General features: G+C 73.5%; 20 protein-coding genes. 13 read left to right on the top strand and 7 right to left on the bottom strand.

The window, feature by feature from the left end:
• The first annotated feature begins 108 nt into the window (after window positions 1-108).
• The gene (locus AMK13_RS25400; protein WP_079272434.1) at window positions 109-738 is read left to right on the top strand and encodes a helix-turn-helix domain-containing protein; all 630 of its coding nucleotides are present in this window, start codon (window positions 109-111) and stop codon (window positions 736-738) included.
• Between the two features lie 31 nt (window positions 739-769).
• On the opposite strand, the gene AMK13_RS25395 is transcribed toward AMK13_RS25400, so the two are convergent.
• Window positions 770-2,767 (bottom strand): cholesterol oxidase substrate-binding domain-containing protein, encoded by a 1,998-nt coding sequence (locus tag AMK13_RS25395; RefSeq protein WP_241853026.1) that lies wholly within the window; start codon window positions 2,765-2,767, stop codon window positions 770-772.
• Between the two features lie 342 nt (window positions 2,768-3,109).
• Between AMK13_RS25395 and AMK13_RS25390 the strand changes: the two genes are divergently transcribed.
• Together AMK13_RS25390 and AMK13_RS25385 are read left to right on the top strand one after the other, a co-directional pair.
• A complete protein-coding gene (locus AMK13_RS25390) occupies window positions 3,110-3,889 on the top strand; it encodes a carbon-nitrogen hydrolase family protein (RefSeq protein ID WP_074004215.1) in 780 nt (259 codons plus the stop codon).
• A gap of 134 nt (window positions 3,890-4,023) precedes the next feature.
• Window positions 4,024-5,430 (top strand): class II fumarate hydratase, encoded by a 1,407-nt coding sequence (locus AMK13_RS25385; protein ID WP_074004214.1) that lies wholly within the window; start codon window positions 4,024-4,026, stop codon window positions 5,428-5,430.
• Between the two features lie 131 nt (window positions 5,431-5,561).
• Here the strand turns inward: AMK13_RS25385 and AMK13_RS25380 are convergent, their stop codons facing one another.
• Entirely contained in the window at window positions 5,562-6,035 is a 474-nt protein-coding gene (locus AMK13_RS25380) for an SPW repeat protein (RefSeq protein ID WP_310593178.1), read from the bottom strand.
• Between the two features lie 185 nt (window positions 6,036-6,220).
• On the opposite strand from AMK13_RS25380, the gene AMK13_RS25375 reads away from it, so the two are divergent.
• Window positions 6,221-6,769: a PadR family transcriptional regulator gene (locus tag AMK13_RS25375; RefSeq protein ID WP_074004213.1), complete on the top strand. Its 549-nt coding sequence runs from the start codon at window positions 6,221-6,223 to the stop codon at window positions 6,767-6,769.
• A 98-nt stretch (window positions 6,770-6,867) separates the two neighbouring features.
• Window positions 6,868-8,583, top strand: coding sequence for an acyl-CoA dehydrogenase family protein (locus AMK13_RS25370; protein ID WP_074004212.1), 1,716 nt, complete (start codon window positions 6,868-6,870; stop codon window positions 8,581-8,583).
• Between the two features lie 129 nt (window positions 8,584-8,712).
• On the opposite strand, the gene AMK13_RS25365 is transcribed toward AMK13_RS25370, so the two are convergent.
• The 4 genes from AMK13_RS25365 to AMK13_RS25350 form a co-directional block, all read right to left on the bottom strand.
• Entirely contained in the window at window positions 8,713-9,423 is a 711-nt protein-coding gene (locus AMK13_RS25365) for a response regulator (protein ID WP_234348413.1), read from the bottom strand.
• Between the two features lie 215 nt (window positions 9,424-9,638).
• Window positions 9,639-10,304 carry a hypothetical protein gene (locus AMK13_RS25360; RefSeq protein ID WP_074004211.1) on the bottom strand — a complete coding sequence of 222 codons (666 nt, stop codon included), beginning with the start codon at window positions 10,302-10,304 and terminating at the stop codon, window positions 9,639-9,641.
• Between the two features lie 46 nt (window positions 10,305-10,350).
• On the bottom strand, window positions 10,351-10,761 hold the full coding sequence (locus AMK13_RS25355) for a hypothetical protein (RefSeq protein WP_074004210.1): 411 nt from the start codon (window positions 10,759-10,761) through the stop codon (window positions 10,351-10,353).
• On the bottom strand, window positions 10,758-11,162 hold the full coding sequence (locus tag AMK13_RS25350) for a hypothetical protein (RefSeq protein ID WP_074004209.1): 405 nt from the start codon (window positions 11,160-11,162) through the stop codon (window positions 10,758-10,760). Before AMK13_RS25350 ends, AMK13_RS25355 begins: the two co-directional genes overlap by 4 nt.
• 353 nt (window positions 11,163-11,515) lie before the next feature.
• Between AMK13_RS25350 and AMK13_RS25345 the strand changes: the two genes are divergently transcribed.
• The 5 genes from AMK13_RS25345 (at window position 11,516) to fahA (ending at window position 17,795) form a co-directional block, all read left to right on the top strand.
• Window positions 11,516-12,880 (top strand): phosphoribosyltransferase family protein, encoded by a 1,365-nt coding sequence (locus tag AMK13_RS25345; RefSeq protein ID WP_074004208.1) that lies wholly within the window; start codon window positions 11,516-11,518, stop codon window positions 12,878-12,880.
• Window positions 12,881-13,109: 229 nt separating this feature from the next.
• Window positions 13,110-14,324, top strand: coding sequence for a 4-hydroxyphenylpyruvate dioxygenase (gene hppD / locus AMK13_RS25340; RefSeq protein ID WP_049659944.1), 1,215 nt, complete (start codon window positions 13,110-13,112; stop codon window positions 14,322-14,324).
• A 140-nt stretch (window positions 14,325-14,464) separates the two neighbouring features.
• Window positions 14,465-15,667: a homogentisate 1,2-dioxygenase gene (locus AMK13_RS25335; RefSeq protein WP_074004207.1), complete on the top strand. Its 1,203-nt coding sequence runs from the start codon at window positions 14,465-14,467 to the stop codon at window positions 15,665-15,667.
• Window positions 15,664-16,575, top strand: a complete 912-nt coding sequence (locus AMK13_RS25330; RefSeq protein ID WP_074004206.1) for a hypothetical protein — start codon at window positions 15,664-15,666, stop codon at window positions 16,573-16,575. Before AMK13_RS25335 ends, AMK13_RS25330 begins: the two co-directional genes overlap by 4 nt.
• Window positions 16,572-17,795 carry a fumarylacetoacetase gene (gene fahA / locus AMK13_RS25325; protein WP_074004205.1) on the top strand — a complete coding sequence of 408 codons (1,224 nt, stop codon included), beginning with the start codon at window positions 16,572-16,574 and terminating at the stop codon, window positions 17,793-17,795. Before AMK13_RS25330 ends, fahA begins: the two co-directional genes overlap by 4 nt.
• A gap of 111 nt (window positions 17,796-17,906) precedes the next feature.
• Here fahA and AMK13_RS25320 read toward each other — a convergent pair whose 3' ends face one another.
• Complete coding sequence (locus tag AMK13_RS25320; RefSeq protein WP_074004204.1) at window positions 17,907-18,677, bottom strand: SDR family oxidoreductase; 771 nt, start codon at window positions 18,675-18,677, stop codon at window positions 17,907-17,909.
• Window positions 18,678-18,777: 100 nt separating this feature from the next.
• Between AMK13_RS25320 and AMK13_RS25315 the strand changes: the two genes are divergently transcribed.
• The 3 genes from AMK13_RS25315 to AMK13_RS25305 all read left to right on the top strand — a co-directional run bounded on the left by AMK13_RS25315 (window position 18,778) and on the right by AMK13_RS25305 (window position 21,403).
• On the top strand, window positions 18,778-19,431 hold the full coding sequence (locus tag AMK13_RS25315) for a TetR/AcrR family transcriptional regulator (protein ID WP_074004203.1): 654 nt from the start codon (window positions 18,778-18,780) through the stop codon (window positions 19,429-19,431).
• A gap of 148 nt (window positions 19,432-19,579) precedes the next feature.
• On the top strand, window positions 19,580-20,674 hold the full coding sequence (locus AMK13_RS25310) for an enoyl-CoA hydratase/isomerase family protein (RefSeq protein WP_074004202.1): 1,095 nt from the start codon (window positions 19,580-19,582) through the stop codon (window positions 20,672-20,674).
• Between the two features lie 63 nt (window positions 20,675-20,737).
• Window positions 20,738-21,403, top strand: a complete 666-nt coding sequence (locus AMK13_RS25305; RefSeq protein WP_074004201.1) for a GntR family transcriptional regulator — start codon at window positions 20,738-20,740, stop codon at window positions 21,401-21,403.
• The last annotated feature ends 193 nt before the right edge of the window (window positions 21,404-21,596 follow it).

Genomic DNA, 21,596 nt, shown 5'->3' with positions numbered 1-21,596 from the left:
GCGGTCGGTACGGTCGGCGCGACCGACCGTGGCAGCATGAACGGCGGCATCGGCCGCACCGGGAGCCGTGGACGTGGAAGGGGCCAGGAGGAAGCGTGAGTGGCGAGCATGAGTGACCAGACCACCCCGGCCACGGGCCCCGACGGCGGCACCGGCAACCGCCCCGGCGGCGGCAGCGGCAACGGGAACGGCACCGAGCTGATCGGCCAGATCGCCGCCGCGATCCGGCGCGAGCGCGAGCGCAGCGGCCTGTCGATGGCCGAGCTGGCCCGGCGTGCGGGCATCGCCAAGTCCACCCTGTCCCAGCTGGAGTCGGGCGCGGGCAACCCCAGCGTGGAGACGCTCTGGGCACTCGGGGTCGCGCTGAACGTGCCGTTCAGCCGGCTGGTCGACCCGCCGCGCCCGGTGGTCAAGGTGATCCGGGTCGGCGAGGGCCCGGTGACCCACTCCGAGCGTGCCGACTACGCCGCCACCGTGCTCTCCTCCTGCCCGCCCAACGCCCGGCGCGACATCTACCGGATCGAGGCGCAGCCGGGCGAGACCAGGGCCTCCGACCCGCACATGCCCGGCACCGTCGAGCACGTGCTGATCGGTGCCGGGCGGGCGCTGGTCGGGCCGACGGAGGCGCCGGTGGAACTGGGCCCGGGCGACTACGTGAGCTACCCGGGCGACGCTCCGCACGTGTTCCGCGCCCTGGCCCCGGACACCCTCGCGGTGATCGTCATGGAACACATCTGACGACCAGTCAGCATCACCTTGCGGGCACGAACTACTTCAACAGCCCGTCCAGGAAGGGATTTCCGAACACCCGGTGCGGGTCGTGGCGGTCCAGGACGGCGACCGCCTCGTCCCAGCCGGGCCCGCCGCCGGCCCGCAGGCTGTCGGGGATGGCCCGGCCGATCATGTCCGGGTCGGACCAGGCGGCGGCGTCGGTGTAGGCCCAGCCCTTGGACCACTCGACCCGCAGGCCCGCCCGGGTGCCGTCGAAGGTGCGCAGCAGCCACTGCTCCAACTCCCGGGCGAAGCGCTCCAGTCCGGGGGTGCCGGCGAAGGCCAGGACGTCCAGCCAGACCGCCGTGTCCCACTCTGGACGGTCGGCGCGCGGGCGCAGTGCGGACAGCAGCGGGGGCCGGGCACCGGGGACGCCGGAGGCGGCCGGGTCGTCCAGGCTGGTGACCCGGATCTCCACCGCGCCGTTCACCGGGAACTCGCCCCGGGCCTGGTAGGCGGCGAGCAACTCCCGGTAGTAGGCGGCGAATTCGCTCACCACCCACTGGAGGTCGGCGCGCTTGGTGAGGACCGCGTAGCCGTTGGCGGTGACCCGCAGGGTGGTCGGGCGGACGTACTGGAGCAGGGCACGGGAAGGGCCCCAGAGGTCGGAGTGCAGTCCGCCGGCGAGCAAGTGGGTGAGCACCTCGCCGCTGAGCAGCCGGCGCAGCAGGTCGCCGGAGAGCAGGATGTCCGTGATGTCGCCGGTGAGCCCCACCTTCGCGACCAGGTACTGGAGTTGGCCGAACAGCGGGGCCGATGCCCAGGCGCCGGCGACGATCTCCCCGGCGAGCCGGGCGACCGGCTCCGGAATGCTGTCCGAGAAGGGGTAGTTGTAGGGGCGGTCGACGGAGAGGGAGCCGAGCGGCTTGTTCGGGGTGACGCTCCAGGTCTTGAGCCAGGGGTACTCGGTGTAGGCGAACCAGATCGCCTCGACCCGGCCGTCGCGGTCCACGAACTCGGCGAGCGTGCGCGGGCCGCTCCCGCCGCCGAGGACGCCGCCCAGCACTCCCCCGAGCACTCCGCCGAGCCCGCCGCCGGTCCCGGTGCCGCTGCCGCTGCCCGGGCGGGCGAAGAGCTCGCTCGCCGGGATGTCGAGCCGGCTGACGCAGCGCAACGGGCGGTCGGCGCCGGCCCGCAGCACCACCTCGGTGAGGAAGGCGCGGCCCAGGTGCACCAGGAAGGCGGCGCTGTCGGCCTCGGAGCGGTCGAAGGTGCGCAGCGTGTAGCGGCCGGTGGCCGGGTCGAGGACGACGGCGGTGAGCCGGACGACCTGGTTGCTGACCGAGCCGTAGCCGTGCCCCTCCGGCCGTACCTCCCCGACCGCCGTGGTGGCGGTGCCGTGGCCGCCGATGGCGAGCACGCCGCCGACGGTGAGCTCGCCGGGGGCCGGGCAGGCGGTCAGGCCCAGGCCACGCTGGGCCAGGTGCGCGAGCAGGGCCTCCATGGTGGCGCCGGTCTGCACCCGGACGGTGCCGGGCGAGTCGGCGCTGATGGCGGTGAGGTACCGGCTGGTGTCCACGAGCAGGACCCGGGCGCTCTCCGGGGTCCCGGCGGCGACGGTGAGCGGCGCCCAGGTGTGCCGGTAGCCGGAGGCGCGCAGCCGCCAGCCGTTGGCGTGCGCCCAGTCGGCGAGGGCCGGGACCTCCTCGGGGGTGCGCGGCACGCAGGTCCACAGCTGGTCGGTGCGGATCTCGCCGGACCAGTTCTGGAAGACCCGCTGGTAGAGCTCGGTGCCGGCGGGCAGCCCGGGCGGTACGGGCCCGGCGGCCTCGGCGCTGTCCGGGCCGACGGTGCCGCGCAGCAGCCAGGCCGCGCCGCCGAGCACCGCCGACGCGCCCAGCAGCTGTCGGCGGGTGAGGCCGTCGGTGGTGCCCCTCCGCGGGCCCGCCGGGGCCGTCGACGAGGCTCTCACCGGGGCCTGCGCCCGGGCGCCCGCGGAGGCCTTCGTCGGGGCGTCCGCAGCGGCGTCCACCTGGGCGTTCATGCGGGTATTCATGGGGGTCATCCCCTCCGGTGTCGCCCCGTCACCCGTTCCGCCCATCGGGCCGTGTCCTGTGGTCATCCGTCCGTCCGCCCCTTCGCGCTGGTCCCCCCGGGCCGAGCTGCGGCGATCCGGGTCCGGCCGGAGTCCGCCCGGCCCGGTCTGGAGCGTAGGGAGGGGCGTACGGCCGTTTGAAGCACCCGCCGGGGATCTCACTCCTTCGAGTGAGATCGGTCCGATCCGCCCCGGGAACCCCGTCCACCTGCACAGCTCCTCGTCCGGACTCTGTTGCCCGGCTCCTCGGCGGGCGCATAGGTTGATCGCGATCACCCCACCCCGCCCGCCGGAGGCCCCGCCATGCCCTCGTCCGCGAACCCGCCCGTGCCCGCGCGTCCCGTGCCCGGGCCGCTGACGGTCGCCGTCGCCCAGCCCGTCTGCGCCGCCGCCGGCCGTCCGGACACCGTGTCCGAGAACGTGGCCCTGCACGCCGAGGCGGCACGGGAGGCGGGCACCCGGCTGGTGGTGTTCCCCGAGCTGTCGCTGACCGGCTACGACCTGGCCGCACCGGCCGTCGACCCGGCGGACGCCCGGCTCGCACCGCTGGTGGCGGCCTGCGCCGCGGCCGGCGCCGTCGCCCTGGTCGGGGCGCCGGCGGTCGAGGCCGACGGGCGCGAGTCCATCGCCACGCTGGCGGTCACCGGGGAGGGCGCCGAGGTCGTCTACCGGAAGATGCGCCTGCACGGCGCCGAGGTCGAGCGCTTCACCCCGGGCGGGAAGCCCGTCGTCCTGGAGCTGGACGGTCTGCGGCTCGGCCTCGCCATCTGCGCGGACGCCGCCGATCCGACGCACGCCGAGGAGACCGCCGCGCTCGGCATCGACGCCTACGTCGCCTCCACCCTCTACGGGCCCGGCGCCGCCCAGGCCGAGCGCCGGGACGGCCACGTCCGCGACCGGGCCGCCGCCCACGGGGTGTGGTGCGTGCTCGCGACCTGCGCCGGGGCCACCGGCGAGTACCCGGACAGCTCGGGCGGCTCCGGCGTCTGGGCCCCGGGCGGCGGCCTCGTCGCCCAGGCCGGTACCGCCCCGGGCGGGCTGGTCCGCGCCGAGGTGGCCCGTACCGGCCTGCCCCGGCAGTAGGCGCCGGGCCCGAACCGGGACCAGAACCGGAACCGGGTCACCCCCACCGGAAATACCCGGGCCCCGCTCGCGGCTGTGGTGATCGGAGATCCGTTCCGGGCCCGGTCGGGCCCGTACAGGAGGTGCAGCGCGCGATGGGTGGCCAGCAGGAGAAGCCGCAGGAGTACCGGATCGAGCACGACTCGATGGGCGAGGTCCGGGTGCCGGCCGACGCGAAGTGGCAGGCGCAGACGCAGCGGGCGGTGGAGAACTTCCCGGTGTCCGGTCAGCGGCTGGAGCGGGCGCACATCGCCGCGCTGGCCCGGATCAAGGCGGCAGCCGCCCGGGTGAACGCCCGGCTCGGGGTGCTGGACGAGGAGACGGCGGAGGCGATCGCGGCGGCGGCCGAGGAGGTCGCGGAGGGGCGCTGGGACGACCAGTTCCCGGTGGACGTGTTCCAGACCGGCTCGGGCACCTCGTCCAACATGAACACCAACGAGGTGATCGCCACCCTGGCCGGGGAGCGGCTGGGCCGCCCGGTCCACCCGAACGACCACGTCAACGCCAGCCAGTCGTCCAACGACGTCTTCCCGTCCTCGATCCACATCGCCGCCACCGGCGCCGTCACCCACGACCTGGTCCCGGCGCTGGAGCACCTCGCGGAGGCGTTGGAGCGCAAGGCCGCCGAGTTCGCCCGGGTGGTCAAGTCGGGCCGCACCCACCTGATGGACGCCACGCCCGTCACGCTCGGCCAGGAGTTCGGCGGCTACGCGGCGCAGGTGCGGCACGGGCGGGAGCGGCTGCTGGCCACCCTCCCCCGGGTGGCCGAACTCCCGCTCGGCGGCACGGCCGTGGGCACCGGGATCAACACCCCGCCCGGCTTCCCGGAGGCCGTCATCGCGGAGGTCGCCCGCGCCACCGACCTGCCGCTGACCGAGGCCAGGAACCACTTCGAGGCGCAGGGCGCGCGGGACGCCCTGGTCGAACTGAGCGGTCAACTGCGCACGGTGGCGGTCGGGTTCACGAAGATCGCGAACGACCTGCGGTGGATGGGCTCCGGTCCGCGCACCGGGCTCGGCGAGATCAACCTGCCGGACCTCCAGCCGGGTTCGTCGATCATGCCGGGAAAGGTGAACCCGGTGCTGCCCGAGGTGGTGCTGATGGTCGCCGCCCAGGTGGTGGGCAACGACGCGACGGTCACCCTGGCGGGCGCGAGCGGCAACTTCGAGCTGAACGTGATGCTCCCGGTGCTCGCCCGCAACGTCCTGGAGTCGGTGCGGCTGCTCGCCAACAGCGCCCGGCTGCTGGCCGACCGGACGGTGGACGGCATCACCGCCAACGTCGAACGGGCCCGGGAGTACGCGGAGTCCTCGCCCTCGGTGGTGACCCCGCTGAACCGCTACATCGGGTACGAGGAGGCCGCGAAGGTCGCCAAGCAGGCACTGGCGGAGCGCAAGACGATCCGTCAGGTGGTGCTGGAGCGCGGCTACGTCGAACAGGGCAGGCTCACCGTGGAGCAGCTGGACGAGGCGCTGGACGTGCTGCGGATGACGCACCCCTAGCGGGCCGGGCCGGCCGGCGGCTGTGACACGGCTTGGTCCCGGTCGCCGGCCGCGCCTTCGCCGGAGGACGTGCGCCGGGGCGCGGCGGGCGGTTGCGCCCTCCGCGCCCCGGTCACGGGCTGCGGGGAAGATCAGCCCTTGGCGCGACCGGCCCGGCCGCGCCGCATCGATGCTCCGTTCGACGTCATGGTCGCCATCGAGATCGCCGCGAGGCCGAGCAGGAACATCACGGCGCCCACGATGACGCAGGTCACGATGTTCTTGCCGTGCGCGACGGACCCGGAGACGACCCACGGGGAGATGATCGTCCAGGCACCGAGCGCGGCGGCCGCCCAGGCCCGCGCGTGGGTGCGTTCGTAGGCCGACCCGTAGCCGGCCATCAGAGCCGTGTAGGCCAGCCCGACGATCAGGCAGGTCACGGTCAGGGTGTTGTACGCGGTGAAGCCGACGATCCACGGCGATGCCGCCAGGAAGAGGCCGGCCAGGACGGCCAGGGCCTCGATGCCCTGGGCGCGGGGGGTCGAGGTGACCCGCTCGTAGCGTTCGCGCAGTTCGACGATGTCCGGATGGTGCTCCATGCCCGTCGTCGGGATATGGGTTGCCACCGATACCACCTCCTGTGGTCGGAACCGGTAAGGCGCTTGCCCCGTACCCATTCTGGCTCTTATCCAACGATTTGCACCCAATAGTCCGGAATAACCGATAACCATCGGATCACGCCGGTGACCTGCGTCTCAACCGTCCGGGTCGCCATTGCCTATGCAACTCGTTGCATAGCAGGATGCGGGCCATGGCACTGGAGCACGCGATCCTCGTCTCACTGCTGGAGCAGCCCGGCTCCGGCTACGAGCTGGCCCGGCGCTTCGACCGCTCGATCGGGCGCTTCTGGACCGCCACCCACCAGCAGATCTACCGGGTGCTGCGGCGGATGGAGGCGGACGGCTGGGTGGCCGCGCAGGAGGTCAGCCAGGACGGACGCCCGGACAAGAAGGTCTACTCGGCGGCCGAGGCCGGACGGGCCGCGCTGGCCGGCTGGCTGCGCGAACCGGTCGAACCGGAGACCGTCCGGCACGAGCTCGCGGTCAAGATCCGGGCCGCCGCCTTCGACGACCCGGCCGCACTGATCTCCGAGGTCGAACGGCACCGCGAGGGCCATGCCGCCCTGCTCGCCCGCTACCTGCACGGCGAGCAGCGGGACTTCCCCGACGCCACCGCGCTCGACGCCGGGCAGCAGCTGCAGCACGTGGTGCTGCGCGGCGGCATCGAGTACGAGCGGATGACCCTCGCCTGGCTCGACGACGTGCTCGCCACCCTGCGCCGCCTCTCCTCCGCCGGCTGACGGCGGACGGCGGACAGCCGACGACTGACGGATGTCAGGCGACCGCCGAACCCTGCCGCCCGCCCCTCCTCACACCCTCGACCCCCGGGAGCCCCTCGATGCTCTTCAACCCGCGCAACTACGACCCCGCACAGTTCGACGAGCCGACCCGCCGGCTGCTGCGCGCGACGGTGGACTGGTTCGAGTCCCGCGGCAAGAAGGCGCTGATCGACACCTACATCGACCGCAGCTGGTACGCCGACTTCCTGGACTTCGCCGCGAAGGAGGGCCTGTTCGCGGAGTTCCTGACCCCCGCCTCGGCCGACCCCGACAAGCGCTGGGACACCGCCCGCATCGCCGAGCTGAACGAGATCCTCGGCTTCTACGGCCTCGGCTACTGGTACACCTGGCAGGTCACCATCCTGGGCCTGGGCCCGGTCTGGCAGAGCGGGAACGAGGCCGTCCGCGCCCGCGCCGCCAAGCTGCTGGCCGAGGGCCACGTGATGGCCTTCGGCCTCTCCGAGCGCACCCACGGCGCGGACATCTACTCCACCGACATGATCCTCACCCCGGACGGCGAGGGCGGCTTCACCGCGACCGGTTCCAAGTACTACATCGGCAACGGCAACGTGGCCGGCCTGGTCTCGGTGTTCGGCCGCCGCTCGGACGTCGAGGGCCCGGAGGGCTACGTCTTCTTCGCCGCCGACAGCCGCCACGACGCGTACCACCTGGTCAAGAACGTGGTGAACGCGCAGATGTACGTCAGCGAGTTCCGCCTGGAGGACTACCCGGTGCGCGCCGAGGACGTGCTGCACACCGGCCAGGCCGCCTTCGACGCCGCGCTCAACACCGTCAACGTCGGCAAGTTCAACCTCTGCACCGCCTCGATCGGCATCTGCGAGCACGCGATGTACGAGGCCGTCACGCACGCCCACAACCGGGTGCTGTACGGCAAGCGGGTCACCGACTTCCCGCACGTCAAGCGGGAGTTGACCGACGCCTACGTCCGCCTGGTGGCGATGAAGCTGTTCAGCGCGCGGGCCGTGGACTACTTCCGCACCGCCTCCCCCGAGGACCGCCGCTACCTGCTGTTCAACCCGATGACCAAGATGAAGGTCACCACCGAGGGCGAGAAGGTCATCGACCTGATGTGGGACGTCATCGCCGCCAAGGGCTTCGAGGCGGACACCTACTTCGACAAGGCCGCGAAGGACATCCGCGGCCTGCCGAAGCTGGAGGGCACCGTCCACGTCAACCTGGCGCTGATCCTCAAGTTCATGGGCAACTACCTGTTCGCCCCGGCCGACTACGCCCCGGTGCCGAGCCGCCTGGACGCCGCCGACGACGACTTCCTGTTCCGGCAGGGCCCGGCCCGCGGCCTCGGCGCGATCCGCTTCCACGACTGGCGCGCCGCCTACGACCGCCACGCCGCGCTGCCCAACGTCGCCCGCTTCCGCGAGCAGGCCGACGGCTTCTGCGCGCTGCTGCTCGAGAACGCGCCGAGCAAGGAGCAGCAGGCCGACCTGGACTTCCTGCTGGAGATCGGCCAGCTGTTCGCGCTGATCGTCTACGGCCAGCTGGTGCTGGAGCAGGCCGAGTTGACCGGCCTGACCGCCTCCGAGGACGGCGGCGACGTGCTGGACCGGATCTTCGACGCGCTGGTCCGCGACTTCTCCGCGCACGCCACCGAGCTGCACGGCAAGGCCTCGGCCACCGAGGAGCAGGCCGCCTGGGCGCTGACGAACGTGCGCCGCCCGGTCGCGGACCCGGCGCGGGACGCGCGGGTGTGGGAGCGGGTCGAGGCGCTCTCCGGCGCGTACGAGATGCGGCCGTAGGGCGGAGCGGCAGGACTCCGGGGGTGCCGGTCGGCGGGCCGGCACCCCCGGTTCACTTCTCCGGCCCACCGCCCGCGTTCACCTTCCCCGTCCGCCCCTCGGTTCACCGTTCCGGTTCATCGCTCCGGTTCACCGCTCCGGGGAGGTCCGGCCGTCGCCGAGGCCCATGTCGCGGGCCCGGGCGACCGCCTCGGCGCGCGTGGCGACGTGCAGCTTCTCGAAGATGTGGGTGATGTGGTTGCGGACGGTCTTCTCCGCGACCACCAGCTCCCGGGCGATCCGCCGGTTGTCCAGCCCGCGCGCGACCAGGCCCAGCACCTCGGCCTCGCGGGCGGTGAGTTCGGGGAAGAGCTGCCCCGCCTCCCGCATCCTCGCCCCGGCCAGCAGGGCGGTGATCCGTCCGGCCACCTCGCCGCCGAACACCGCGCCGCCCGTCGCGACCGTCCGCACCGCGTGCAGCACCTCCTCCCGCCCGGCCCCCTTGACCAGGTAGCCGCGCGCGCCCGCCTGGAGGGCGGCGAGCAGGTTCCCGTCGTCGTCCGACATGGTCAGCATCAGCACCGGCGGCGGCGCCTCCCGGGTGGCGAGCTGCCGGACGGCCTCCAGTCCGGAGCCGTCGGGCAGCGAGAGGTCCATGATCACCACGTCGGGGTGGTGCCGGGCGACCGCCCCCGGAACGTCGGCGACCCGCTCGGCCTCGGCGACCACGAGGACGCCCTCGGCGCTCTCCAGTGCCGCCTTGAGCCCCTCCCGGAACAGGGGGTGGTCGTCGACGATCAGCACACGGACGGGCGGGTCTCCGGCCGGGTCCGCGGGTTCCACCGGCTGTTCTTCATCCACCCGGCCGACACTATCAGCGGCGATCGCGTGACTTTCCGTGACGTGCGCGTGAAGCCCTCCGCGTGTCGGCCCGCCGCCCGCCGCACCCGACGGCGACGGACGGGCGGCGGACGGATAACAGATGACAGTCGACAGCTGACAGCTGACAGCTGACAGATTTTGAACTCTGTCAGCTGTCGACTGTCATCTCGCCGCGGCCTCCCGGCCTCGCGCTCTCACCCCTGCGGATCGGCCTGCCCCGAGCGCATGGGCCTGCTGTCCCACTCCGGCCCCAGGGCGGCGCCGGGGGTCCCGACGCGGCCCAGGACGGCGGTGACCGGTCCGCGGCGGCCGGCCCGGAGGCCGTACCGCTCCCCCGCCCGGACGTAGACCAAGTCGCCGGGGAGCAGCGGCACTTCACCGAGCTCGCCGAGGAAGGAGGAGGCTCCGGAGAGGACCACCAGGAAGGCGTCGGCGGCCCGGTCCGCGTACGGTCCGCAGACACCGACCGGGTCGAGCCGTACGGTGCCCACCTCCACCTGCCGCCAGCTCGGGGCGGGTGCGGAGCCCGACCGCTGGGCCGGGATGACGGCCCGGGGCGGGGTGGGACGGACGGTGAGCACGGCGGTCGGCGCGCCGCGGACGGCGGTGAGCCGGTAGGAGGTGCCGGGCCGGTGGTGCAGCACCTCGCCCGGGGAGAGGATCCGGCCGCCCGCGAGCAGCCGACCGGAGAGCACCACGGTCACCGATTCGACGGATTCGTAAGGGAGTTGCTCGACCCGGACGCCCGGCGGCAGCGCCTCGACGGTGAGTCCGGCGCGGACGGCCGGCCGCTGCTCGGGGTCGATCAGCCGCTGGAACGCGGGTGCGGTGCGGGGGACGGCAGCGGGGACGAGTATCACGAGGGGTCTCCTCGGATCGAGGACTGGCAGGACCCGTCGGGGCCGGTCAGGGCCGGTCGCGGCGGGTGGCGCGGCGGCGCGCCGGGGCGGCCCGGGCGCCGGCGGTGTGCCGGGGGACGGCGAGGGTCAGGCAGAGCAGTTCCGCGCCGAGCGGTCCGGCTTCGAGGTGCAGCGTGCGGCCGCGGTGGGCCATCAGCAGGTCCCCCACGGAGGCCAAGTGATCGGTCTCGTCGGAGAGTTGCCCGACGACGGCGGCTCCGCGCAGCACGTGCAGGACGGTCTCGGTGTCGGGCCGGCCCGCGAGCACGTGGTGGGCGCCGGGGCTCAGCCGCAGGTGGTCGAAGGTCTCGCAGGCGCTGGCGAGCATCGGGCGCCGGGCGAGGGAGCGGATCCGTACCCGCTCGCCGTTCGGGCCGATGACGACCATGGCCGCGCCGGTGTCGGTGGTGACGATCACCTGGGGTCACCTTCTTCGGAGGAGGGCGGGACGGCGAGGACGGCGTGGAAGTACTCCAGTCCTGCCGTGCCGGCGGCCAGCACGGTCCGCGAGCCGAGCGGCAGCACGATCGCGGTGCCCTCGACCAGCGGCAGGCCGGCCTCGGCACGCTCCGGATGGTCCTGGCGGTCCTGGTGGTCCGGCTGGTTCGGCTGGTTCGGGTGCACGGCGCCCTCGGGCAGTTCGGCGAGACCGGAGCCGGCGGTGACGTAGAGCGCGTGCTCGACGCCGTCGGCGGCCACCTCGGTGCGCCGGCCCGGGTCGAGCCGTTGCAGGCCGACGCCGCGCAGCGGCCCGGCGAGCAGGCGGCCGGGGTCGACGGCGCCTCGGCGGCGCAGGTCGGTGATCACGGTGCCCGACATGACGGGCGCTCCTTCCGGTCGCGGGCGGGCGCTGCGGTCCGCCTCTGTGATCCACCGTGCGCCGCCCGTTGTCCCGGCCACACGGGGGTGTCGTCCCGTCCGGCTCCCAGCCCGCTCCCATCCGGGATCCCGGCCCCGTCCCGGCCGGATCCCGCTCCGGTCCCGCCCCGGTCGCGCCAGGGTCCTGCCCCGGTCGCACCCTGGTCGCGCCCCCGGTCCGGTCGCGGCTCCCGATCCCGCGCACCGCCCTCCGCACGCACCCCGGGAACCCCGTCCGCGCGCACCCCGGGAGCCCCGTCCGCGACCGCCCCGAGCCGCCCGGAACGACGTACGGTGGAACCGGAGGCCGTGTCATGCACGTCACCGGAACCCACTTCACCCGCTTCGCCGACCGCACCGAGGCGGGCCGTCGGCTGGCCGCCCGGCTCGGCCACCTGGCCGGCCCCGACACCGTGATCGTGGCGCTGCCGAGGGGCGGCGTGCCGGTGGCCGCCGAGGTCGCCGCGGCGCTCGGCGCACCGCTGGACATCTGCGTGATCCGCAAGCTCGGCGTGCCGTACCAGCCCGAGCTGGGCATGGGGGCGATCGGCGAGGACGGCGTCCGGGTGCTGAACGAGCAGGTGATCCGGTTCTCCTCGGTCACGGACGGCCAACTGGCCAAGGTGGAACGGCGCGAGCGCACCGAGCTGGCGCGCCGGGCCCGCCGCTACCGGGGTGACCGGCCGCCCGCCGACCTGCGCGGACGGACGGTGGTCGTGGTGGACGACGGCATCGCCACCGGGTCCACCGCCCGGGCGGCCTGCCGGATCGTCCGGGAGCGCGGCGCGGGGCGGGTGGTGCTTGCGGTGCCGGTCGCGCCCGCGGACTGGGCCGAGCGTCTCGACGAGGTCGCCGACGAGCTGGTCTGCGTCGACACGCCGTCCCCGTTCTACGCGATCGGCGAGTTCTACGCCGACTTCTCGCAGACCGAGGACGAGGAGGTGCTGCGGCTGCTGGCCGAGGCCGCCCGTGGCGACCCGCCCGGGGCCTCCGCCGGGGTCGACCGGGAGCTGCTGCTGCCCGTCACCGGGGTCCGCCTCGCGGGCCGGCTGACCGTCCCGGCCGGCGCGCGCGGGGTCGTCGTCTTCGCGCACGGCAGCGGCAGCGGCCGGCACAGCCCGCGCAACCGGCACGTCGCCGAGTACCTGAACCGCACCGGGCTGGCCACGCTGCTGTTCGACCTGCTCACCGAGGCCGAGGAGCCCGACCGGCGGAACGTGTTCGACGTGGCGCTGCTGGGCGGCCGGCTGACGGCCGTCGCCCGGCGGCTGGGCCCGGCGGAGGGCGGCCCGGACGCCACCGTGCCCGAGACCCGGGGCCTGCCGCTCGGCCTGTTCGGTGCCAGCACCGGCGCCGCGGCCGCTCTGCACACCGCCGCCGAACTGGGCCCGGCGGTACGCGCCGTGGTCTCCCGGGGCGGCCGCCCGGACCTCGCCGCGCCCGACACCCTGGCCCGGGTCCGCGCCCCGACGCTGCTCGTCGTCGGGTCGCTGGACCCCACCGTGCTCGACCTCAACCGGCGGGCCCGGAGCCGACTGCGCTGCGAGACCGGGCTCGCGGTGGTGCCGCACGCGAGCCACCTGTTCGAGGAGCCGGGGACCCTGGACCGGGTCGCCGAGCTGGCCGCGGACTGGTTCCTCCGCCACCTCCCGCGCCCCGTCGGCCCCGGGAGCGCGTGACCGTCCCATTGCGCAGACTTCGTGCTTCACCCCCGGTGAGCAGCGCATTTTGCGCAGCTGACAGCGGGAATTTCTGATCAGCTTGTACACATTGAGCAGTCAAAATCCGACCTGTTGCCCAACCACCCCGACAGGAGCAAGCTCTCCGCAACCACACCGCCCACCCGTTCGGTGCGGTCGCGATCCAGCGGAAGCCTCGACGGCGAGGCCCGAAGTGGAGGAACGAGCGATGACCCCGCAGTCCCACGCCCTTGAGTTGACCCCCGAGGAGCGCGAGGCCGGTCTTGACGCCGACCAGCTGCGCCGCCTCGTCGGCCTCGTCGAGCACGACGCCGCCGCCGACCCCTTCCCGGTGACGGCCCAGGACGCGGTCGTCTTCGTGGTCGGCAACGCCACCCAGACGGCGCAGTTCTACCAGGTCGTCTTCGGCATGGAGCTGGTCGCCTACTCCGGCCCGGAGACCGGCCGCCGCGACCGCAAGGCGTACGTGCTCCGCTCCGGCTCCTGCCGCTTCGTGATCAAGGGCGGCGTCCAGCCGGACAGCCCGCTGCTGGACCACCACCGCCGCCACGGCGACGGCGTCGTCGACCTCGCCCTGGAGGTCCCGGACGTCGACAAGTGCATCGAGCACGCCCGCGCGACCGGCGCCACCGTGCTGGAGGAGCCGAACGACGTCTCGGACGAGAACGGCACCGTGCGCCGCGCGGCCATCGCCACCTACGGGGAGACCCGCCACACCCTGATCGACCGCTCCCGCTACCACGGCCCGTACCTGCCGGGCTACGTCGTCGCGGAGAGCCGGGTCACCCACCCGGAGGGCTCGCCCAAGCGCCTCTTCCAGGCCCTCGACCACGCCGTCGGCAACGTCGAGCTGGGCCGGATGGACGAGTGGGTGGCGTTCTACAACCGCGTCATGGGCTTCGTGAACATGGCCGAGTTCGTCGGCGACGACATCGCCACCGACTACTCCGCGCTGATGTCCAAGGTCGTCGCCAGCGGCAACCACCGGGTGAAGTTCCCGCTCAACGAGCCGGCCATCGCCAAGAAGAAGTCCCAGATCGACGAGTACCTGGAGTTCTACACCGGCCCCGGCTGCCAGCACATGGCGCTCGCCACCAACGACATCCTCACCACCGTGGACGTGCTGCGGGCACGCGGCGTGGAGTTCCTCTCCACCCCGGACTCCTACTACGACGACCCGGAGCTGCGCGCGCGGATCGGCAAGGTCCGGGTGCCGGTCGAGGAGCTGAAGAAGCGCGGCATCCTGGTCGACCGCGACGAGGACGGCTACCTGCTGCAGATCTTCACCAAGCCGATCGGCGACCGCCCCACCGTCTTCTACGAGTTCATCGAGCGGCACGGTTCGCTCGGCTTCGGCAAGGGCAACTTCAAGGCGCTCTTCGAGTCCATCGAGCGCGAGCAGGACCGACGCGGCAACCTGTGAGCGTCCGAGGGCTCTGACGGGCCCCGACGAGCTCTGTAGAAGCCCGGACGGACCCTGACAAGGGTCTGTCCGGGCCCTGACAGGCTCTGGCAGGCTCTGACGAACGGATCTCTGCCGAACGGTCGAGGAGGACCACGGAGATGGCGTACTACCGGCAGCTGGGAAACATCCCGCCCAAGCGGCACACCCAGCACCGCACCCCCGAAGGCGGGCTGTACTACGAGGAGTTGATGGGCGAGGAGGGGTTCTCCTCGGACTCCTCACTGCTCTACCACCGGGGCATCCCCTCGGCGGTGGTCAACGCGGTGCCGTGGGAGCTGCCGGACCAGTCCACGGTGCCCAACCACCCCCTCCTCCCCCGCCACCTCAAGCTGCACGAGCTGTTCGCGGACCAGGACTGGAAGTCCGCGGACGTCGTCGGCAGCCGCCGGCTCGTCCTCGGCAACGGCGACGTGCGGATCTCGTACGTCGCCGCCGGGGCCCCGAGCGAGCTCTACCGCAACGGGCTCGGCGACGAGTGCGTGTACGTGGAGTCCGGCTCCGGCACGGTCGAGACGGTGTTCGGCTCGATCGAGGTCGGGCAGGGCGACTACGTGGTCATCCCCCGTGCCACCACCCACCGTTGGGTGCCGGCCGGGGACGAGCCGCTGCGCGCGTACTGCATCGAGGCGAACAGCCACATCACCCCGGTCAAGCGCTACCTGTCCAAGTACGGGCAGCTGCTGGAGCACGCGCCGTACTGCGAGCGGGACTTCCGCGGACCGGTCGGCCCGCTGGTCGTGGACGCCCCCGGGGACGTCGACGTGCTGGTCAAGCACCGCGGCCCGAACGGGGTCGCGGGCACCCGCTACACCGTGCCGCACCACCCGTTCGACGTGGTCGGCTGGGACGGCTGCCTGTACCCGTACGCGTTCAACATCAAGGACTTCGAGCCGATCACCGGCCGGATCCACCAGCCGCCGCCGGCCCACCAGGTCTTCGAGGGCAACGGCTTCGTGATCTGCAACTTCGTCCCGCGCAAGGTGGACTACCACCCGCTGGCGATCCCGGTGCCGTACTACCACGCCAACGTGGACAGCGACGAGGTCATGTTCTACTGCGGCGGCGACTACGCGGCCCGCAAGGGCTCCGGCATCGGCCAGGGCTCGATCTCGCTGCACCCGGGCGGGCACACCCACGGGCCGCAGCCGGGGGCGTACGAGCGCAGCATCGGCGCGGAGTTCTTCGACGAGCTGGCCGTCATGGTGGACACCTTCCGCCCGCTGGAGCTCGGCGAGGGCGGCCGGGCCACCGAGGACGCCAACTACGCCTGGACCTGGGCCGGTCGGGGGCCCGGGCGATGAACGCGCTGCCTTCGGGGGGTGTGATCCCCGAGCTGTTCCGCGGACTGTTCGACGACGCGGCGGTGTTCCCGCCCGGGAACCTGCCGCTCGCCGAGGCGGTGCCCGCGCACCGGGCGCACCGTGCGGCCTGGTACGCCGAGGCGGTCGGGCCCTTCCTCTGCGGGGCCGGCCGACTGGGCGAGCTGGCCGCGGCGGTCTCGGCCGGCTCGGTTCCGGGTGCAGCGGGGGCGGACGACTCGGTGGTGGCGGGCGACCGGCCGCTCAAGGTCGGGCTGGTGCTGCCGGGGGGCAGCATCGAGCTCGCCCCGGCGCTCGCCGCCGCCGCACCGTTCGAGCTGGCCGGCGTCGAGCTGGCCACCCGGGACGCCGCCGAGGCGGTGGCCGCGCTGGACCGGCTGCTGCCCCCGGACGTCCCCGCCGCCGTCGAACTCCCCCGCGAACTGCTGCGCGGGGACGGGCTGGACGCCGTCCTGGACGTGCTGGTGGACAGCCCGTACCGGGCGAAGTTCCGCACCGGCGGGCTGGTCGCCGAGGCCTTCCCGGACGAGGCCGAACTGGCCGCCTTCCTCACCGGCTGCGCGCAGCGCGGACTGCCGTACAAGTGCACGGCCGGGCTGCACAACGCCGTCCGGCACACCGACCCGGAGACCGGCTTCGAGCACCACGGCTTCCTGAACGTGCTGCTGGCCGCGCAGGAGACCGACCGGGCCGCCGCCGCGGCGGTGCTGGCGGAACGCGACGGCGAGGTGCTGGCCAAGGCGGCACGTGCACTGACGGACCGTCAGATCGTGGTGATCCGCAACTCGTTCACCGCGTTCGGCACCTGTAGCATCGCCGAGCCCCTGGGTGACCTGGCCGCGCTCGGCCTGCTGTCGTCGCCCAGTCCACTGCACCAGGAGGACCGTTGAGCACCACCCCCAGCAGCTGGCTCGCCAGCGCCCAGGACTCGCCGTTCGGCGTGCACAACCTGCCGTACGGCGTCTTCACCGCCGCCGACCAGCCCGGGCGGCGCCGGATCGGCGTGCGCGTCGGGGACTTCGTGCTGGACGCCGGGGCGGCCGCCCGCGCGGCCGGAGCGCCGTCGGTGCTGCTGGACGCGGACTCGCTCAACCCGCTGATGGCGGCGGGGCGCCCGGTCTGGAGCCGGGTGCGGGCGGACCTCACCACCTGGCTCACCGACGAGTCCTTCCGCGAGGCCCTGTCGCCGGCGCTGCTGCCGGCCGACGAGGTGGAGCTGCACCTGCCGTTCGAGGTCGCCGACTACGTCGACTTCTACGCCTCCGAGCACCACGCCACCAACCTGGGCCGGATCTTCCGCCCGGGCTCGGAGCCGCTCACCCCCAACTGGAAGCACCTGCCGATCGGTTACCACGGGCGGGCGGGCACGGTCGTGGTCTCCGGCACGCCGGTGGTGCGGCCGTCCGGGCAGCGCAAGGCACCCGCCGACGCCGCGCCGACCTTCGGGCCGTCCCGCCGGCTCGACATCGAGGCCGAGGTCGGCTTCGTCGTCGGCACGCCGTCGGAGCTGGGCCGGCCGGTCGCGCTGGACGACTTCCGCGAGCACGTGTTCGGCGTCTGCCTGCTCAACGACTGGTCGGCGCGCGACATCCAGGCCTGGGAGTACGTGCCGCTCGGCCCCTTCCTCGGCAAGTCCTTCGCGACCTCCATCTCGCCGTGGATCGTGCCGCTGGACGCCCTGGAGCACGCCCGGGTCACGCCGCCGGAGCGCGACGTCGAGCCGCTGGCGTACCTGGACGACCGGGGCGGCGAACCGTGGGGCCTGGACCTCGCGATGGAGGTCCGGCTGAACGGGCACCAGGTCTCCCGGCCGCCGTTCGCCACCATGTACTGGACGGCGCAGCAGCAGCTGACCCACATGACGGTCAACGGCGCCTCGCTGCGCACCGGCGACCTGTTCGCCTCGGGGACGGTCAGCGGGCCGGAGCGGGACACCCGGGGCGCGCTGATCGAGCTGACCTGGAACGGCGAGGAGCCGCTGAAGCTCCCGGACGGGACGACCCGGACGTTCCTCGAGGACGGCGACGAGGTGGCCATCACCGCCACGGCGCCCGGGCCGGACGGCGCCGTGATCGGGTTCGGCGAGGTCACCGGGCGCGTGCGGGGCTGAGGGCTCACGACCGACGGATGACAGGTAACAGATGACAGCTGACAGCTGACAGCTGACAGATTTCATCATCTGTCAGCTGTCATCTGTCATCCCACCGCCGGCGGCTCCCGCCTACAGCCGCGAGCCGCCGGTGGCGTCGACCACGCGCCCCGTCATCCACCGCGCGTCGTCCGAGGCGATGAAGGCGACGACGTCCGCGACGTCCTCCGGCGCCCCTACCCGGCCGAGTGCGGCGACCGAGGCCGCCCAGGCCCGCGCCTCCGGATCGCCCAGGAACTCCGCATTGAGGTCGGTGTCGATGATCCCGGGCGCCACGGAGTTGACGGTGATCCCGCGCGGCCCGAGCTGCTGGGCGAGGTTGAGCGAGAAGGTGTCCAGCGCACCCTTGGTGGCACCGTAGGCCATGATCTCCGGCATGGCGAGCCGGGCCAGGCCGCTGGAGATGTTGATGATCCGGCCGCCGTCACGCAGTCGCTCCAGCCCGTGCTTGACGATGAAGAACGGTGCGCGGACGTTGACCGCGAAGACCTCGTCGAACTCCTCCTCGGTCAGGCCGGCGAGGTCGGAGCTGCGCCCGATCCCGGCGTTGTTCACGATGATGTCGACACCCCCGGCCGGCGCGTACTCGCCTATCCGCGCGTCGAAGGCCTCCCACAGCGCGACGGCATCGCCGTGCCGCCCGAGCGCGGCGGGCAGCGCGAAGGCCCGCCCGCCGTCCGCCCGGATGCCCGCCACCACCTCCTCCGCCGCCACCGCATCGCGGGCGTAGCCGACGGCGACGGTGGCGCCGTCCCGCCCGAGCCGGCGGGCGATGGCCCGGCCGATCCCCCTGCTGCCCCCCGTGACCAGTGCCGTCTTGCCCTGAAGCCTGTCCGCGCCCATGTCCGAGCCCCCTCCTGCTTGCACTCAACGTATTCTTGAGCGATCGCTCAAGAAATACGCTAGCACACACTTCTTGAGTGAGTGCTCTAAAATTCAGCGCATGACAGAGGCACACGCGGCGACAACGGCATCCCCGGACGGGCCCACCGGCCCGCCGCGCACTCCCCGTCGCGGACGCCCGCCGGCCTTCGACCGCGCCGAGGCCCTGGCCGCGGCCACCCGGCTGTTCTGGCAGCACGGCTACGAGGCCACCTCCGTCACCGACCTCACCACCGCCATGGGCATCCGCCCCGGCAGCCTGTACGCGGCCTTCGGCGACAAGCGGTCGCTGTTCGAGGAGGTGGTCCGCCAGTACGGCCACTCCCCCGCCGGCGAGTTCGCGGCCGTCGCGCTGGCGGAGGAGCCCACCGCGTACGGCGCCTTCGCCCGCATCCTGCGCGAGGCCGCCGCCGTCTACGCCGACCCGTCGCATCCGGCCGGCTGCCTGGTGATCTCCGCCGCCACCAATGTGACCCCGCAGGACGCCGTCATCCAGGACCAGCTGCGCGAGCGACGCAACGGGAACCTGCGCACCTTCGAGGAGCGGCTGCGCCGGGCACAGCAGGACGGCGAACTGCCACCGGAGGCCGACCCGAAGGGGCTGGCCGGCTACTTCGGTGCGGTCCTCCAGGGCATGTCCCAGCAGGCCCGCGACGGCGCCACCGCCGCCGACCTGGCCCGCACCGCCGAACTCGCCCTGCGCGCCTGGCCGTAGCGCCTCCCGCGCACCGCGGAGCGCCCCTGGAGCGCCCGTCGGAAACATGATCGCCGGGCGAGTGATCACAACGGGCGCCCGCCCCGGTACGGTGGACGGCGGGAATCGACATCGCCGACGACAGCACCGAGGAACGGGAGCGGGCCCGATGAACGCAGAGGTGGCGGAGGTCCAGGCGTTCCTGGACGGCGGCGTCGGACGGCTCGTGCTGAACCGCCCCCGGGCGCTCAACTCGCTGACCCACGGCATGGTCACCGCCCTGCGCGCCACCCTGGACGGCTGGGCCGCGGACGACCGGATACGCGCCGTCGTGCTGACCGGCGCGGGCGAGCGCGGCCTGTGCGCGGGCGGCGACATCCGCGCGATGCACGACGACGCCAAGGCGGGCGGGGCCGGCACCCGGGCGTTCTTCCGCGACGAGTACCGGCTGAACGCGCTGATCGCCCGCTACCCGAAGCCGTACGTCGCGGTCATGGACGGCATCACCATGGGCGGCGGCGTCGGCGTGTCCGCCCACGGCGCGGTGCGGATCGTCACCGAGCGGTCCACCGTCGCGATGCCCGAGACCCGGATCGGGATCGCCCCGGACGTCGGCGGCAGTCGGCTGCTCGCCCACGCCCCGGGCGAGTTGGGCACCCACCTCGGGCTCAGCGCGGCCTCGATGGGCCCGGGCGACGCCCTGCTGTGCGGGTTCGCGGACCACTTCGTGCCCTCGCGGCGCATCCCGGACCTGCTCGACGCCCTGGGCCGGAGCACCGCCACGGCGCCCGGCACCACCACCGCCGGCACCACCGCCGTCGCCTCCGCCGTCGCGACCGTCGTCGCCGCGCACGCCGAGCCCGCGCCGCCCGCCGCACTGGCCGCCCAGCGCCCCTGGATCGACGCCTGCTACGCGGCCGACACGGTCGAGGAGATCGTCGACCGGCTGCTGAACTCCGGTGTCCCGGAGGCGAAGGAGGCCGCCGAGGCCGTCCTGGCGAACTCCCCCACCGCCGTGAAGACCACCCTGGCCGCGCTGCGCCGCGCCCGTGCGCTCCCCTCGCTGGAGGCCGTGCTCGACCAGGAGTACCGGATCTCCTGCGCCGCGCTGGAGGGCCACGACATGGTCGAGGGCGTCCGCGCGCAGGTGATCGACAAGGACCGCAACCCCCGGTGGAAGCCCGGCACGCTCTCCGAGGTGACGGAGGCGGACGTCGCCCGCTTCCTCGCCCCGCGCGTGGGCGACGAACTGGGCCTGGCCTGAGCCCCACCCCTTCCCCCGCCCCCTTCCCCCGCCCCACCTCCACCGGCACACCTGGAGCCCGCCATGAACCACCCGGTCCCGCCGCCGACTCCGGCCGGGGGCACCGACCCGCTGTCCCGGGTGCCGCTGGGCGAGCAGGTGCGCGGGCTGCTGCTGGAGGGCCTGCTGAACGGCCGCTGGCAGCCCGGGGACCGGATCGTCGAGCGGCGCCTGGCCGCCGAGTTGAACGTCAGCCAGGCGCCGGTCCGCGAGGCGCTGCGCGCACTCCAGACCCTCGGGCTGCTCGACGCCGAGCCCAACCGGGGCGTGCGGGTGCGCGGGATCGGCCCGGCCGAGCTGCGCGAGGTCTACCAGGTGCGGGCCGCGCTGGAGCGGCTGGCCGCCGAGTCGGCGGTGGTCCGGCTGGCCGGGGACACCACCGCGCTGGAGCGGCACGCCGAGCGGATGGCGGCGGCCGCGGCGGTGGGCGACGCCCTCGGCCAGGCCCGGCACGGGGTGGCCTTCCACCGCGAGATCGTCGCCGCCTCCGGCAACGGGACGCTGCTGCGGGCCTGGGAGGGCCTCGGGGTCGAGGTGTGGACGGTGCTGTCGCTGCACCGGGTCCGGCCGGAGCTGCACGAGAACGCCGCCGACCACCGGCCGCTGATCGAGGCCTTCCGGCGGCAGGACCCGGCGGTCGGCCGACTGCTGGCCGAGCACGTCCTGGAGTACGCCCGGCACTCCGACTGAGCCGCTCGGGCCGGGGTTGCCCTTCCCCATAAAGTTCGCATAGAGATGATCGATCATCGCTCAAACTACCCACCAGTAGCGGTTGACGGGCCACCCGATCACTCTCTACCGTCCAAATAGTTCCATGGAGAGAAATGCTATTCCGCATCCTGGAATAAGCACCCTGAAGCGCACCGGTAAAGGGGAACCACCC

Origin of the sequence: Streptomyces sp. CB02056, assembly GCF_001905545.1 — a bacterium.
Taxonomy (GTDB): Bacteria; Actinomycetota; Actinomycetes; order Streptomycetales; family Streptomycetaceae; genus Kitasatospora.
Note: the sequence above shows the minus strand (reverse complement) of the source record. Positions and strands in the feature narration are given on the sequence as shown.

Bases quoted from the DNA above. Each gene is read 5' to 3' on its own strand.
- AMK13_RS25370 (WP_074004212.1), top strand. From the start codon at position 6,868: ATGCTCTTCAACCCGCGCAACTACGACCCCGCACAGTTCGACGAGCCG.
- AMK13_RS25400 (WP_079272434.1), top strand. From the start codon at position 109: ATGAGTGACCAGACCACCCCGGCCACGGGCCCCGACGGCGGCACCGGC.
- AMK13_RS25375 (WP_074004213.1), top strand. From the start codon at position 6,221: ATGGCACTGGAGCACGCGATCCTCGTCTCACTGCTGGAGCAGCCCGGC.
- AMK13_RS25305 (WP_074004201.1), top strand. From the start codon at position 20,738: ATGAACCACCCGGTCCCGCCGCCGACTCCGGCCGGGGGCACCGACCCG.
- AMK13_RS25315 (WP_074004203.1), top strand. From the start codon at position 18,778: ATGACAGAGGCACACGCGGCGACAACGGCATCCCCGGACGGGCCCACC.
- hppD (WP_049659944.1), top strand. From the start codon at position 13,110: ATGACCCCGCAGTCCCACGCCCTTGAGTTGACCCCCGAGGAGCGCGAG.
- AMK13_RS25390 (WP_074004215.1), top strand. From the start codon at position 3,110: ATGCCCTCGTCCGCGAACCCGCCCGTGCCCGCGCGTCCCGTGCCCGGG.
- AMK13_RS25320 (WP_074004204.1), bottom strand. From the start codon at position 18,677: ATGGGCGCGGACAGGCTTCAGGGCAAGACGGCACTGGTCACGGGGGGC.
- AMK13_RS25385 (WP_074004214.1), top strand. From the start codon at position 4,024: ATGGGTGGCCAGCAGGAGAAGCCGCAGGAGTACCGGATCGAGCACGAC.
- AMK13_RS25335 (WP_074004207.1), top strand. From the start codon at position 14,465: ATGGCGTACTACCGGCAGCTGGGAAACATCCCGCCCAAGCGGCACACC.
- AMK13_RS25330 (WP_074004206.1), top strand. From the start codon at position 15,664: ATGAACGCGCTGCCTTCGGGGGGTGTGATCCCCGAGCTGTTCCGCGGA.
- AMK13_RS25310 (WP_074004202.1), top strand. From the start codon at position 19,580: ATGAACGCAGAGGTGGCGGAGGTCCAGGCGTTCCTGGACGGCGGCGTC.
- AMK13_RS25345 (WP_074004208.1), top strand. From the start codon at position 11,516: ATGCACGTCACCGGAACCCACTTCACCCGCTTCGCCGACCGCACCGAG.
- AMK13_RS25395 (WP_241853026.1), bottom strand. From the start codon at position 2,767: ATGAATACCCGCATGAACGCCCAGGTGGACGCCGCTGCGGACGCCCCG.
- AMK13_RS25350 (WP_074004209.1), bottom strand. From the start codon at position 11,162: ATGTCGGGCACCGTGATCACCGACCTGCGCCGCCGAGGCGCCGTCGAC.